Below are 13,636 nucleotides of genomic sequence, written 5' to 3'. Positions count from 1 at the left end.
TTGCCAAAGAAGTTTCTGTGACGGCCACAAAACCTGCCATGCAGCCCGGTTAGTCGGACCATTCACCGCGCTTGCGGATTTCAGTTGAGGACGCATCGACCATGGGCACGTTGAGAAAACACCAGGCCGGGGCCTCGGCACGCGCCAGTCGCTGGCTCTGCCAGGCCGGGATGCGATGGGCGCCATAAATGCGGGCGGCGGGCGACAGCCGCGCCGAGATCCGCTCTCCCGGGCGCGCCAACACGCCGACGGGCACAGTGTTCAGAATGTCGCGCCAGTCCTTCCAGCGGTGGAAATGGGCAAGGTTGTCGGCCCCCATCAGCCAGACAAAGCGCACATGCGGATAGGTGGTGCGCAGGTGCCGCAGGGTCTGGGCAGTGTAGCGCGTGCCCAGACGGGCCTCGATATCCGAAATCCGCACCCGCGGATGATCCATCATCGCCCGCGCCGCCGCCATCCGCCGCGCCATGGAGGCCGGCGGGTTTTCCTTCAGCGGATTGCCCGGGGTGACCAGCCACCAAAGCTGGTCAAGGTTGAAGCGTTTCAATGCCGCCAGAGAGATCTGCACATGCCCCTGATGCGGCGGATCAAAGGATCCGCCCAGCAGGCCCACGGTCATGCCCGGGCGCAGGAAGGGGTACGCAGTTTTCATCGCGGGATTGATGCGCAGATTTGGAAGGGGATGGCAACGGGGGATGCAATGCACGCAATGCCTGCGCCTGACCTTGAGAAAGAAACGCGGATGGTAGGAAAGAACTACCTGCCGAAATCTAGGAGATATTCGAGCTTATAAAATTGCGATCAGAGATCCTAGTCCGAAGCAAAGAAAAGGCCCCGCGAAATACGAGGCCTTTCCGTTGGCTATCACCGCACAAACTTCTTGTGCTTCAACCGCTTGGGCTCCAGCGCGTCCGGTCCCAGACGGCGCTTCTTGTCTTCTTCGTAGTCCTCGAAGTTGCCCTCGAACCACTCCACATGTGCGTCGCCCTCAAAGGCGAGGATGTGGGTACAGATCCGGTCGAGGAAGAAACGGTCGTGCGAGATCACCACGGCGCAGCCAGCGAAATCGACCAGCGCGTCTTCCAGTGCCCGCAGGGTTTCCACGTCCAGATCGTTGGTCGGCTCATCGAGCAGCAGCACGTTGCCGCCTTCTTTGAGCAGGCGCGCCATATGGACCCGGTTGCGCTCACCACCCGACAGGAGGTTCAGCGTCTTTTGCTGATCGCCGCCCTTGAAGTTGAACGAAGAGCAGTAGGCACGGGAGTTGACCTGGGCATCCCCTAGTTCGATGACTTCCGCACCGCCCGAGATCGCCTCCCAGACCGTGTCCTTGTCGTTGAGGTCATCACGGGACTGGTCGACGTAGGAGAGCTTTACCGTATCGCCATATTCGACCGAGCCAGCATCAGGTTGCTCCTGTCCGGTCAACATCCGGAACAGGGTCGACTTACCCGCGCCGTTGGGGCCGATCACACCGACGATACCGCCCGGCGGCAGCGAGAAGTTCAACCCTTCGACCAGCTGCTTGTCGCCATAGTGCTTGGCCAGGTTTTCCACCTCGATCACCTTGGAGCCCAGACGCGGGCCATTCGGGATCACGATCTGGGCGCGCCCGACCTTTTCCCGCTCGGAGGTATTGGCCATCTCGTTGTAGGCCGAGATCCGCGCCTTGGACTTGGCCTGACGGGCCTTCTGTCCCTGACGCATCCATTCGAGTTCGCGCTCCAGCGTCTTCTGGCGGGCCTTGTCCTCGCGGGCTTCCTGCTGCAGGCGCTTGGCTTTCTGCTCCAACCAGGCAGAATAGTTGCCTTCGTAGGGAATGCCGCGGCCACGGTCGAGTTCGAGGATCCAGCCAGTAATATCATCCAGGAAGTAACGGTCGTGGGTGACGCAGAGGATGGTGCCCTTGTAGTCGATCAGGTGCTGCTGCAGCCAGGCGATGGTCTCGGCATCGAGGTGGTTGGTCGGTTCGTCGAGGAGCAGCATGTCAGGCGCCTCCAACAGCAGCTTGCACAGCGCCACGCGGCGTTGCTCACCACCTGAAAGGTCCTTGATGTCCGCGTCATCCGGCGGGCAGCGCAGCGCCTCCATGGAGACGTCCACCTGGCTGTCGAGATCCCAGAGGTTCTCGGAATCGATGGCGTCCTGCAGGGTCGTCATCTCTTCCATCAGCTCGTCGGTGTAGTTTTCGGCCATCTCGACGGCGATCTGGTTGAACCGGTCCACCTTGGCCTTTTTCTCCGCCACGCCGAGCATGACGTTTTCACGCACCGTCAGGCTTTCATCCAGCTTCGGCTCCTGCGGCAGATAGCCGACCTTGGCACCTTCCGCGGACCAGGCCTCGCCGGTGAAGTCCTTGTCGAGACCGGCCATGATGCGCATCAGGGTCGATTTACCGGCGCCGTTGACGCCGACAACACCGATTTTCACGCCCGGAAGAAAGGACAGGTGAATGTTTTCAAAGCATTTCTTACCACCCGGGTAAGTCTTGGAGACACCCTGCATGTGATAGACGTACTGGTAGGAGGCCATGGGATTGCTCCGTCATTAGGGGAAAGAGGTTGGCCGCTGTGATAACGCGTGCGCCGGGCAGGAGCAATCGCTGCAGTGCTTGCATGTCCTCGCCCTCCCCAAGCGAAGCGCGTTTATCGCGTGCCGTTCCGTTACCTTCCATAATCTGACCACATTTCTCGACAATGATCGTGCGGACGGCAGCCCTTGATCCCCTGAGGCAAGGACAGCAATCTGTGACAGGAGGCACGGCATGATCTTGGCAGCACTATTCCTTGCGATCATTACAGGTGGACTGGCCACCTTGGGTGCCGCAGTGATGTTCAATGCGACATTCTGGAGCTGCCTGGGCATCTATGTGCTGGTCGGAAGCCTTACCACGCTCAGCGTCGCCTGTCTGGCCGTCCTGCTGCAGCCCCGCCATGATGCGGACGCAGAATCCGGCGAAATCGAGTTGGCACACGTCTGACAAGCACAGCTCACCTGTAGCGATCAGATCCATTTTCTGCCGATTGCGAAGCTGTCGTTAACCTTTCTTAAAGATTCTCCGTGCTACCTTAGCGTGCGTAACTGAGTCGAATTTCGCGTCGACACACCTCGCCCATAGCGGCCCTAGCGACCGCATGATCATCAAGAGAGGATTGCAACATAATGGCACTTGCAGGTTTGTTTCTCGGTATGATCGCAGGATCGACAGCTGCGTCTGTTGGTTTCTTTGCGTTTGACCTCTCCGTCTTGGTTTGTCTCGGAATCTACTCGTTCGTGGGCGCGGCGAGTGTGTTTGGCATCGCAGCTCTCAGCTATGTGTTGCGCAACCAATCCTCTGACTGGACGACCTCGGGCAGTCACGAAACAGCCGCTGGCTGATCTGCCCCCCACTGGCACATGATTAAGAAACCGTGCACCTGATGCGGGATCAGCCTGCGTCGGCGGACCTTATAATCTCGATCAGTTCATGTAGCTTTGGCACCATCGCGGCGATGTTGGCGGCCACTCCATCCGCATTGGGGTGAATGCCATCGTCCTGCATGAAGGCACCCAGCTGTGCCGGATCATCACCAGCGCGCTCCACCATTCCCTCAAATGCAAAAGCATGAAGCACGACGCCATTGTCCTGAGCGAGATCTGCATAGATGCTGTCAAATTCAGCCTTATAGGCCGCGCCAAAATTGCCCGGCGCCTGCATGCCGATCAGCATCACGGCTGCTCCGGCCTTCTGCGACGCCTCAACGATATGAGACAGATTTTCTCGCGCATTTTCAGGCGGCAGTCCCCGCAGCAGATCATTGCCGCCGAGCAGCACAATCACACCATCCGGTTGATCCGCCAGCGTCCAATCAATCCGCGCGGCGCCGCCCGCCGTGGTATCGCCGGACACCCCGGCATTGGCCACAACAACGTCCAGGCCTTGCGCCTCGAACCAGGACTGCAACTGCGGCACGAACCCCTCACCCTGCGCCATACCATAGCCCTGCACGAGACTGTCCCCGAAGGCCGTTATCTTAATCGCATCTGCATGCACAAACGGCGTCGACATCATCAACGCCGTGAAAGTCGCCGCAATCTGCTTTAGAAACTTGCGCATGGTGGTGGGCACTCCATATCAGTTTAGGATCAAAAAAAACACAGGCAGCCCCTCATGAGCACTGACGCCCGCCCCGTTCTCTCACTTCAAGATGTGCATTTGTCGCTGAATGGCAATACCGGCCCGGTGTCGATCCTCGAGGAGATCAGCCTTGACGTGCGGCGGGGCGAAACGCTGGCGCTGGTGGGACCATCGGGGTCCGGCAAGTCCTCGCTTCTGATGGTGATGGGCGGGCTGGAACAGGCCACCGGTGGCGCCGTGCACGCCATGGGCGAGGATCTGACCCGGCTGGACGAGGACGCGCTGGCCCGGTTTCGCCGCGCCCATATGGGGGTGGTGTTCCAGAGCTTTCACCTGATCCCGACGATGACCGCGCTGGAAAACGTCGCCACGCCGCTGGAGTTGGCCGGCGCGCGCGATGCCTTTGACCGGGCCCGCGAAGAATTGGATGCCGTGGGGCTTGGGCATCGCTGCGACCACATGCCCGCGCAGCTATCGGGCGGCGAGCAGCAACGGGTGGCGCTGGCGCGCGCGGTGGTGACACGGCCAGAGATCCTTTTGGCGGATGAGCCCACGGGCAACCTCGATCAGGCCAATGGCGCACAGGTGATGGACCTGCTGTTCGACCTGCGCGACCGCCATGGCTCGACACTGGTGATGGTGACCCACGCACCCGACCTGGCAGAGCGCTGCGACCGCACGGTTCACCTGCGCGATGGGCGCATCTTGCCCGACAGCCAGCGTGAGGCGGCGGAATGAGCACGACCGGCCTGCCCGCCCCGGGCCAATTTCGCCTCGCCTGGCGCTTTGCCCTGCGCGAGCTGCGCGGCGGTTTGCGCGGGTTTCGCCTCTTTCTGGCCTGTCTCGCGCTTGGGGTTGGCGTCATTGCCGCCATCGGCTCGATCCGCGCCTCCATCGAGGCGGGGCTGACCCGCGAAGGCGCAAGCCTCCTCGGTGGCGATGCAGAGCTGACCTTCACCTACCGCTTTGCCACGCAGGATGAGGCCGCGTGGATGGCGCAGGTCGCCCGCGACCGTTCCGAGGTGGTGGAGTTTCGCTCCATGGCGGTGGTGGATGACGAACGCGCGTTGACACAGGTGAAATCCGTCGACGCCGCCTATCCCTTGCGCGGAGAGCTCCGCCTGACGTCTGGCGCGCCTCTGCACGAGGCCCTCGCCGAGGTGGATGGCCGCCCCGGCGCGGTGATGGAGCGGGTCCTGGCGGACAGGCTGGGGCTAAGCGAGGGCGATTTTTTCAACCTCGGCACGCAGGAATTCCGCTTGAGCGGCCTGATCGAGTGGGAACCGGACGCAGCCGGATCGGGCTTTTCCATCGGGCCGCGCACTTTGGTGCGCACGGACGCGCTGGCGCAGTCTGGATTGCTGGCGCCGGGCACGCTCTATTCGACCAAATACCGCCTGACCCTGCCGCCTGACGCCGATCTGCAAGCGCTGGAACAAGACGCCCGTGCGCAGTTCGAAGACAGCGGCATGCGCTGGCGCGACGCGCGCAACGGCGCGCCGGGGATTGCGCGCTTTGTCGAGCGTTTGGGCGCGTTTCTGGTGCTGGTGGGTCTCTCGGGGCTGGCCGTGGGCGGCGTAGGCGTCTCCACCGCGGTGCGCGCCTATCTCGCCACCAAGACCGAGACCATCGCCACCCTGCGCACGCTTGGCGCCGAACGGCGGGTGATCTTTTTGACCTATTTCCTGCAGATCGGCGTGTTGTCGCTCTGCGGTATTGCGCTGGGACTGGTGCTGGGCGGGATCGGGCCGCTGCTGCTGGGGCCGCTGATCGCAGCACAGCTGCCGTTTCCGGCGGTGTTTTCCGTCTACCCCGGGGCACTGGCCGAGTCCGCACTCTACGGTGTTTTGACGGCGCTTCTCTTCACCCTCTGGCCTCTGGCCCGGGCAGAGCGCATCCGGGCCGCCGCGCTCTACCGTGATGCGGTGGGTGGGCCCATGCAGTGGCCCGCGAAGCGCTATATCCTTGCCACCCTGGCGACACTGGGCCTTCTGATCGCGGCGGCTGCGCTGTTCAGCGGTGCGCCCGCACTGGCGCTTTGGACGGCGGGCGGGCTGATCGGCGCGCTGATCGTATTGCTGATCGCCGGGGCCGCCATCGGCTGGCTGGCCCGGATCAGCAACCGGCTGGCGCGCGGCAAACCCGCGCTCCGCTGGGCGCTGGCCTCCATTGCCTCCACTCGTGACGGCGCAATGCCTGCGGTGCTGGCGCTGGGGCTTGGCCTGACCGTGCTGGCCGCCATCGGCCAGATCGACGGCAATATGCGCCGCGCCATTGCGGGCAACCTGCCGGATGTTGCGCCGTCCTATTTCTTTGTCGACATCCAGCGCGACCAGATGCCCGCCTTTCTGCAGCGTGTCGAGGGCGACCCGCAGGTGAGCAAGGTGGACAATGCGCCCATGTTGCGCGGCATCATTAACCGCATCAATGATCGCCCCGCCAAGGAGGTCGCAGGCGATCATTGGGTTATTCGCGGAGATCGCGGTGTGACATACGCCGCCGCCAAACCCGCCAGTACCAATGTAACCGCGGGCGAATGGTGGCCGGAAGATTACACCGGCGCACCACAGATTTCATTTGCCGCCGAAGAGGCCGAGGAAATGGGCCTGAAGCTCGGCGACACCATGACCATCAACGTGCTTGGTCGCGACATCACTGGCAGTATCACCAGTTTCCGCGAGGTGGATTTTTCCAACGCGGGCATGGGGTTTGTTCTAACCATGAATGAGGCTGCGCTGATCGGCGCACCGCACAGCTACATCGCCAGCGTCTATGCAGAAGAGGAAGCCGAAGCCGCCATCCTGCGCGACGTGGCCCGCGCCATGCCCAACATCACCGCGATCCGGGTGCGCGATGCAATCGACCGGGTGTCAGAGATCCTCGGCCAATTGGCCACCGCCACCGCCTATGGCGCGGCGGCAACTCTGTTCACCGGCTTTCTGGTGCTACTTGGCACGGCAGCGGCGGCGGAACCGGCACGGCGATACGAGGCGGCACTTTTGAAGACACTGGGCGCGCCCCGTGGCCAGATCCTGCGCAGTTTTGCCCTGCGCTCTGCCCTTCTGGGTGCGGCGGCGGGCAGCGTGGCCCTGCTGGCGGGGATACTGGGCGCTTGGTCCGTCAGCCATTTTGTGCTGGAAACCGACTATGTGGTGATCTGGCCCAATGCGATCGGAGTGATCGGCGGCGGCGTTCTGGTGACGCTCTTTGCCGGATTGGCCTACGCATTGCGCCCGCTGGCGGCACGACCGGCACGGGTGCTGCGTGCGCGCGACTAAGGGTGGCCCTAGGCGTGCGCCGCCGCTTCGGGACCGGGACAGGACATCGGCGCCAGAATACGCTGCAACTCGAAATTGTCGCAGGTCAGGCTATCCAGCCTAACCCCGTCCAGCGCAGTGTAGAACGCCTCTCCCGCACGGGTCAGGGCATCACGCAGGCGACAGGCCGCCACCAGCGGGCAGGTATTGTCGGCATCGGCAAAGCATTCAACCATCGGCAATCCGCCCTCAACCTGCCGGAAGACATCGCCAATGCAGATATCGCTGGCCGTCCGACCCAGGGTCAGCCCCCCGTTGCGGCCACGCTGGGTCTTCAGAAACCCAAGCTGGCTCAGTTGATTGACCACTTGCGCCAGATGGTTTTCCGAGATGTTGCAACGCTGCGCAATCTCGGATTTGGTGACAAGGCGACCCTCGTGCAGGGCACAATACATCAGCAGACGGACCGCGATATTGGTTCTTTTTGTGATACGCATTGTAGGGCCCTCTCCCGGAGACGGTGACAGCCCAGTGTTGCAAATTGAGACAAAAAGCGGTTTGACATACATCAAAGCCCCCTCAGAAAACGACAAGGCCTCATGACACCGCATTTCTTCGGCTTCGGCAGCCTCGTAAACACCGCCAGCCATATCTACGGCAACACCCGCCCCGCGCGATTGGCGGGCTGGAGGCGCGCCTGGGTGCACACGCCGGAGCGCAATCTGGCGTTTCTAAGCGTCCGCCCGGCACATGGACATGTGATCGAGGGGCTGCTGGCTGCGGTTCCGAACGGCGATTGGGCCGCGCTGGACGAACGCGAAACCGGATATGTGCGCGTCGACGTGACGGCCCAGGTGGCCCATGACATGGCCCCTGCCCCGCAGATCTCGCTCTATCAGGTGCCGGACGAGACCCAGGACCCGGGCGCAAGTGGCCACAAGATCCTGATGAGCTATCTCGACGTGGTGCTGCGCGGCTATACGCAGGTCTTCGGCGAGGGCGGTGCGCGGGCCTTCATGGCCACGACGGATGGCTGGGAGACGCCGATCCTGGATGACCGCGCCACCCCCCGCTATCCACGCCATCAGGAGATCACAGCCGAGGAACGCACGCTTCACGATACGCTGATTGCTGAGGCAGGCGCACGGGTTCTGGCGGACGGCGCATGATCTCGCGCAGCCTCCTGCTGTTGCGTCGCGTCACGCGACAGCTGTGGTTCCGGGTGGTTGCGATCTCACTGTTCTCATTGCTGGCTTTGGCTGTAGCGCCACTGCTGGCGCCTATTCTGCCACAAGAGTGGGAAAACAGGTTCGGGCGCGATGCAGTGCTGCCTGTACTCAACATCCTCGCCACCGGCATGCTGGCGGTGACCACCTTCTCGCTCAACGTCATGGTCAGCGCATATCGCACCGCCTCCACCATGGCGACGCCGCGCGTCTATCGGCTGCTGCTGGAGGACACTGTGACACAGAGCGTGCTGGCGACCTTCACCGGCGGCTTCGTCTATTCGCTGAGCGCGATCATCCTGTTCCGAGCCAGGCTTTACCCGCCCGGCGCCGCCTTTGTGGTGTTTGTGATGACCGTGCTGGTGGTGGCGCTGATCGTGATCGCCATCCTGCGCTGGATCGACCACCTGTCGGATCTGGGCAGCATGGACCACACCCTGCGCCTGATCGAGACCCGCACCCGCAATAGCCTGCAGGCGCGCAAGGACACACCCAGCCTCGGCGGGTGTTGCGACACGTCGGAGCCGCCAGCGGACGCCCGTCCGATTGCCGCTGCTGAAAGCGGGTTTGTCCGGTTCGTCGACATGCCCGCGCTCAACGCCCGTGCAGAGGAGGCGGGCGTCACCATTCATCTGACCCGCCTGCCGGGCGAGTTCGTGCTGCGCGGGCGGCCGCTTGCCATGGCGCAGGGTGCGGATAGGGATTTCTGCACCGAAGCCACGGGTCTGATCGACATCGGCGACGTGCGCAGTTTCGAGCAGGACCCGGCCTTCGGGCTGACCCTGCTGGCCGAAACAGCGCAGCGGGCCCTGTCACCCGGTGTAAACGATCCCGGCACCGCGATCGAGGTGATGGGCCGCATCGAACGGCTGTTGTGGGAGACCCTGCCCGATGGCACCGAGACCGAGGGAGGCGAGGTCCGTTTCCCGCACATCCACCTGCCGCCGGTGACGGCGCAGGAGCTGCTGAAGGCATGTTTCCCCCCCATTGCACGCTGCGCCGAGGATGCGCCGGAGGTGATGCAATGGATGGATAAAGCGCTCAGCGAGCTGGAGCACCACCCCAACACCGCCATGACCAAAGCGGCACGCAAGATGCACAACAGTTTCTTCGACTAGGCGCTTGTAACCAAAACGGGCAGAGCCTGCGCCCTGCCCGTTCTTGATTGTCCGATATTCAGGTCGCAACCTCAGTCTCAGCCGCGCGCGCGCACCGTCTCCATCAGCGCTAGCAGGGCGGACATGTCGGGGCCGCGCTCCATGCCGGTGACGGCCTTGCGCAGGGGCATGAACAGCCCCTTGCCCTTGCGGCCGGTCTTTTCCTTAACCGCGGCCGTCCATTTGCCCCAGCTCTCGCTGTCATAGGGGCCTTCGGGCAGCAGCGCCATCGCCTCGGCGATGAATTCCTTGTCCTCGTCGGCGATCAGCGGCTCGGCGCCATCACGGCAGAGCACCCACCAGCCCTCAAGATCCTTGAGCGTGGTGATATTCTCCTTCGCAACCGCCCAGAAGGCCTCCTGCTTGTCCTCGGGCACGCCCGCCGCTGCCACATGCGACTGCACCGCCGACAGCGGAAGCCCCTGCAGGTAGCGCGCGGTCAGCGGATAGAGATCATCGGCATCAAACTTGGTCGGCGCGGAGCCGAACCGGTTGATGTCGAAACCCTCGACCAGCTCTGCCATCTCGTGGCGCAACTCCACCGGATCGGACGAGCCCAGACGCGCCATCAACGACAAGAGCGCCATCGGCTTCACGCCCGCCTCGCGCAGGTCGCGCAGCGCCAATGTGCCGAGCCGTTTGGACAGCGCCTCGCCCTGCGGGCCGGTGAGCAGCGAGTGATGCGCAAATTCCGGGTGGCCATGACCCAGCGCCGACATGATCTGGATCTGTGTCGCGGTATTGGTCACGTGGTCAGAGCCGCGCACCACATGGGTCACGCCCATATCCGTGTCATCCACCACCGAGGCGATGGTGTAGAGCACCTGCCCGTCACCGCGGATCAGCACCGGGTCGGACACGGAGGCCGCATCAATGGAGATGTCGCCAAGGATGCCATCGTTCCAGTCAATCCGCTCATGGTCGAGCTTGAAACGCCAGACGCCATTGCCACGCTCGGCGCGCAGGGCGTCCTTCTCAGCATCAGACAGCGTCAGCGCAGCGCGGTCATAGACCGGCGGCTTGCCCATGTTGAGCTGCTTCTTGCGCTTGAGGTCCAGTTCCGTCGGGGTCTCGAAGGCCTCGTAGAAGCGGCCGATCTCGCGCAGCTTATCGGCGGCCTCGGCATAGCGGTCGAGCCGCTCGGACTGGCGTTCCACCTTGTCCCATGTGAGGCCAAGCCATTCCAGATCCTGCTTGATCGCGTCGACGTATTCTTCTTTCGAGCGCTCGGGATCGGTGTCGTCGATGCGCAGGATGAATGTCCCGCCGGCCTTGCGGGCGATCAGGTAGTTCATCAGCGCGGTGCGCAGGTTGCCCACGTGGATATAGCCGGTGGGCGACGGCGCAAAACGGGTGGTGGTCATCGCAATTCTCCTGTTGGTCGTTGATCTGTCACAGGCGCGCGGAATTGTCCAGTTTCCGCGTCTTTGGCTGCAAAGATGCGCCCCTGTCGGGGCGCGGCCTCCGGCGGAGGTATTTGGGAAAAGATGAAGGCGGTGTGCGCTCCCACGCATTCGTGATCGGGCTTCAGGGGACTTTGCGGATCGGTGCGCTAGGCTTGGATCATACCATTCAACAGGGAGACCAAGAGGATGACATTAAAGCTATCCCGCCGTGCCGCGCTGGCCGGTGTTGCCGCCGCCCCGATTGCCGCGACCGTTGCTGCGCCCGTGAGGGCTGCGGGCGATAAGGCCGCCATGACACCCTTGCATGCCCGCGCCTTCAAGGTCGGGGATTATACCGTGCACAGCCTGCTTGCGGGCAGCACCGGGCGCGACGGGGTGCAGGATATCTTTGGCGGCGGGGCCTCGGATGAGGCGTTCGCCCAAGTGGCAGAAGAGAATTTTATCTCTGACACCAATGCGCAGTTCTATTTCACTCCGACGCTGGTTGATACCGGCGCGGAAAAAATCCTGTTCGACACGGGCCTCAACGCCGGCGGCATCACCTCGGCGCTGGCGGATGCGGGCGTGACACCCGACGAGATCGATGTAGTGGTTCTGACCCATATGCACGGCGACCACATCGGCGGCATGACCGACGACAGCGGTGCGGCCACCTTTGCCAATGCGCGCTACGTGACGGCGGCGCGGGAGTATGACCATTGGACCGGCCTGCCCGAGGGCAATGGCGGTGCGGATCGGGTGCGGGCCAAGGTGGCGCCGCAGGCCGAGAAGATGAGCTTTATCGAGGATGGCGGCACGGTGGCCTCCGGGGTGACCGGCATGGCGGCCTTTGGGCACACGCCGGGTCACATGGTCTACATGATCGAGAACGGCGGCCAGCAGCTTTTGCTGACAGCGGATCTGGCGAACCACTATGTGTTCCCCTTTGCACATCCCGAATGGCAGACCAGCTTCGACACCGACAAGGACGCTGCCTCTGCCACCCGACGCCGGGTGCTGGATATGCTGGCAAATGATCGCACGCCGATGATCGGCTATCACATGCCCTTCCCGGCTGCCGGTTTTGTGGAAACGCGCGGCGACGGCTTTCGGTTTGTGCCGGTGAGCTATCAGATGATGGGCTAGGGCTTCAGTCCCGCCGGGCGGCGGTCAGTAACGGCTGAGGCGGAAGGGGCGCGGATCAACTATGGGCGTGTCCCCCGTCACCAGATCCGCTGTCAGCCGCCCGGCACCGGGGCCGAGGCCAAAACCGTGGCCGCTGTAGCCGGTGGAGACAAACAGGCCGGGACGGGCCTGCACTTCGGAGATCACCGGAATTTCATCCGGGGTCACATCAATCAGGCCACCCCAGCTTTGGGTGACATCAGCCTTTTCCAGCGCCGGGAAGGCATCGCGCACCGCCGCAAGCCCACGGCGCAGGGCCTTTTGCGAGGGCTGAGGATCAAGCACGCGGGTTTCCTCAAACGCGGTGCGATCCTGGCCGGTCCAAGGGCGGGCCTCGCGGGCCTCGGTGCTCCACCGATTGGACAAGCGGAACCGCAGGGCGGTGACATCCTGCAGGAAGGCCGGAATGAAGCGGTGCCCGATGCGGAAGGTGTCGGGCACGATGTCAAAGGTGTTTTCGCCACCCGAGGCAACGGTATAGCCGCCATCTGCGCGTTTGCGCAGGCCAAAGCCCGCCGCCCAAAGCGCGGTCACCGGCACGCCCTCGACCGGAGAGAGGCGCATCACGGAGTTGAGCACCTTGAGTTGCGGCAGGAAAATTCCCTCGTTGCGCAGGAACAGACGAGACCACGCCCCCCCTGCGACCACCACCGCCGTCGCAGTGACGCGGCCCTTTTCGGTAACAACGCCGCGAATGCGTCCGGCCTCCACATCCAGCGTGCGCACGGCGCAGCCGGTGACCACCACAGCGCCCTTGTCGCGCGCGGCCGAGGCTATGGCGTGGGTCGCCATCTGCGGTTCGGCGCAGCCGTCCTGCGGTGTGTGAAAACCTGCGCGCAAACGTTGGCCATAGCCCGGCGTCAGCGCCTCCAGCGCCGCACCACGCAGCATATGTCCCTCACCGCCGATGTCTTTCAAATGCTCGGCCCACGCCAGGAGTTCAGCCTCGCGCTTGCGGCTGCCAGCGGTGAACATGATACCGCATTTGGTATAGCCGGTTGCATGGCCGGTGCGTTCGTCCAGGCCCTCCCAAATGCGCTGGGAATGGGTCATCAGCTCCATTTCGCGGGGGTCGCGCTGGGACATGCGCACCCAGCCCCAGTTGCGCGAGCTTTGTTCGCCCGCGATCTGGCCCTTTTCGCACAACAGCACCGAATGGCCCCGTTCAGCAAGTTCCAGCGCAGTGGATGCGCCCACGATTCCACCGCCAATCACGACGACATCAACCGCGTTTGGCAGCACGCGGTCCGAATTGAAATGAGGCAGCTTTGGTCCGGGCATGGGTCTGTTCTATTCCGTCAGGAAAGAG

Annotated in this window: 13 protein-coding genes; 7 read left to right on the top strand and 6 right to left on the bottom strand. The window is 63.3% G+C overall.

Annotated features, from left to right (window positions below):
- Positions 1-49 precede the first annotated feature (49 nt).
- Entirely contained in the window at positions 50-652 is a 603-nt protein-coding gene (locus tag R0J92_RS11165) for a nicotinate-nucleotide adenylyltransferase (RefSeq protein ID WP_317385470.1), read from the bottom strand.
- Positions 653-864: 212 nt separating this feature from the next.
- Positions 865-2,532, bottom strand: a complete 1,668-nt coding sequence (gene ettA / locus R0J92_RS11160) for an energy-dependent translational throttle protein EttA (protein WP_106163763.1) — start codon at positions 2,530-2,532, stop codon at positions 865-867.
- Between the two features lie 232 nt (positions 2,533-2,764).
- On the opposite strand from ettA, the gene R0J92_RS11155 reads away from it, so the two are divergent.
- Positions 2,765-2,980 (top strand): hypothetical protein, encoded by a 216-nt coding sequence (locus R0J92_RS11155; protein WP_411051727.1) that lies wholly within the window; start codon positions 2,765-2,767, stop codon positions 2,978-2,980.
- A 182-nt stretch (positions 2,981-3,162) separates the two neighbouring features.
- Positions 3,163-3,378 (top strand): hypothetical protein, encoded by a 216-nt coding sequence (locus R0J92_RS11150; RefSeq protein ID WP_411051726.1) that lies wholly within the window; start codon positions 3,163-3,165, stop codon positions 3,376-3,378.
- Positions 3,379-3,427: 49 nt separating this feature from the next.
- Here the strand turns inward: R0J92_RS11150 and R0J92_RS11145 are convergent, their stop codons facing one another.
- Complete coding sequence (locus R0J92_RS11145) at positions 3,428-4,096, bottom strand: arylesterase (RefSeq protein WP_411051725.1); 669 nt, start codon at positions 4,094-4,096, stop codon at positions 3,428-3,430.
- A 54-nt stretch (positions 4,097-4,150) separates the two neighbouring features.
- Between R0J92_RS11145 and R0J92_RS11140 the strand changes: the two genes are divergently transcribed.
- Positions 4,151-4,855, top strand: a complete 705-nt coding sequence (locus R0J92_RS11140) for an ABC transporter ATP-binding protein (protein ID WP_106163767.1) — start codon at positions 4,151-4,153, stop codon at positions 4,853-4,855.
- Positions 4,852-7,395, top strand: a complete 2,544-nt coding sequence (locus R0J92_RS11135) for an ABC transporter permease (RefSeq protein WP_411051724.1) — start codon at positions 4,852-4,854, stop codon at positions 7,393-7,395. The genes R0J92_RS11140 and R0J92_RS11135 overlap by 4 nt, the downstream gene beginning before the upstream one ends.
- A gap of 8 nt (positions 7,396-7,403) precedes the next feature.
- Here R0J92_RS11135 and R0J92_RS11130 read toward each other — a convergent pair whose 3' ends face one another.
- A complete protein-coding gene (locus R0J92_RS11130) occupies positions 7,404-7,871 on the bottom strand; it encodes an RrF2 family transcriptional regulator (protein ID WP_106163769.1) in 468 nt (155 codons plus the stop codon).
- Between the two features lie 102 nt (positions 7,872-7,973).
- On the opposite strand from R0J92_RS11130, the gene R0J92_RS11125 reads away from it, so the two are divergent.
- Both R0J92_RS11125 and R0J92_RS11120 read left to right on the top strand, forming a co-directional pair.
- A complete protein-coding gene (locus R0J92_RS11125; protein WP_411051723.1) occupies positions 7,974-8,543 on the top strand; it encodes a gamma-glutamylcyclotransferase family protein in 570 nt (189 codons plus the stop codon).
- Entirely contained in the window at positions 8,540-9,718 is a 1,179-nt protein-coding gene (locus tag R0J92_RS11120; protein WP_411051722.1) for a DUF2254 domain-containing protein, read from the top strand. Before R0J92_RS11125 ends, R0J92_RS11120 begins: the two co-directional genes overlap by 4 nt.
- Positions 9,719-9,795: 77 nt before the next feature.
- On the opposite strand, the gene gltX is transcribed toward R0J92_RS11120, so the two are convergent.
- A complete protein-coding gene (gene gltX / locus R0J92_RS11115) occupies positions 9,796-11,121 on the bottom strand; it encodes a glutamate--tRNA ligase (RefSeq protein ID WP_411051721.1) in 1,326 nt (441 codons plus the stop codon).
- Positions 11,122-11,349: 228 nt separating this feature from the next.
- Here gltX and R0J92_RS11110 point away from each other — a divergent pair, with 228 nt between their 5' ends.
- Complete coding sequence (locus tag R0J92_RS11110; RefSeq protein ID WP_411051720.1) at positions 11,350-12,288, top strand: MBL fold metallo-hydrolase; 939 nt, start codon at positions 11,350-11,352, stop codon at positions 12,286-12,288.
- A 24-nt stretch (positions 12,289-12,312) separates the two neighbouring features.
- Here R0J92_RS11110 and R0J92_RS11105 read toward each other — a convergent pair whose 3' ends face one another.
- Positions 12,313-13,608 carry an NAD(P)/FAD-dependent oxidoreductase gene (locus R0J92_RS11105; protein WP_411051719.1) on the bottom strand — a complete coding sequence of 432 codons (1,296 nt, stop codon included), beginning with the start codon at positions 13,606-13,608 and terminating at the stop codon, positions 12,313-12,315.
- Between the last annotated feature and the right edge of the window lie 28 nt (positions 13,609-13,636).

It is taken from the genome of Tritonibacter sp. SIMBA_163 (genome assembly GCF_046535935.1).
Lineage (GTDB): Bacteria > Pseudomonadota > Alphaproteobacteria > Rhodobacterales > Rhodobacteraceae > Epibacterium > Epibacterium scottomollicae.
The sequence above is the reverse complement of the archived record's forward strand: the minus strand, read 5'-3'. Positions and strand labels throughout refer to the sequence as shown.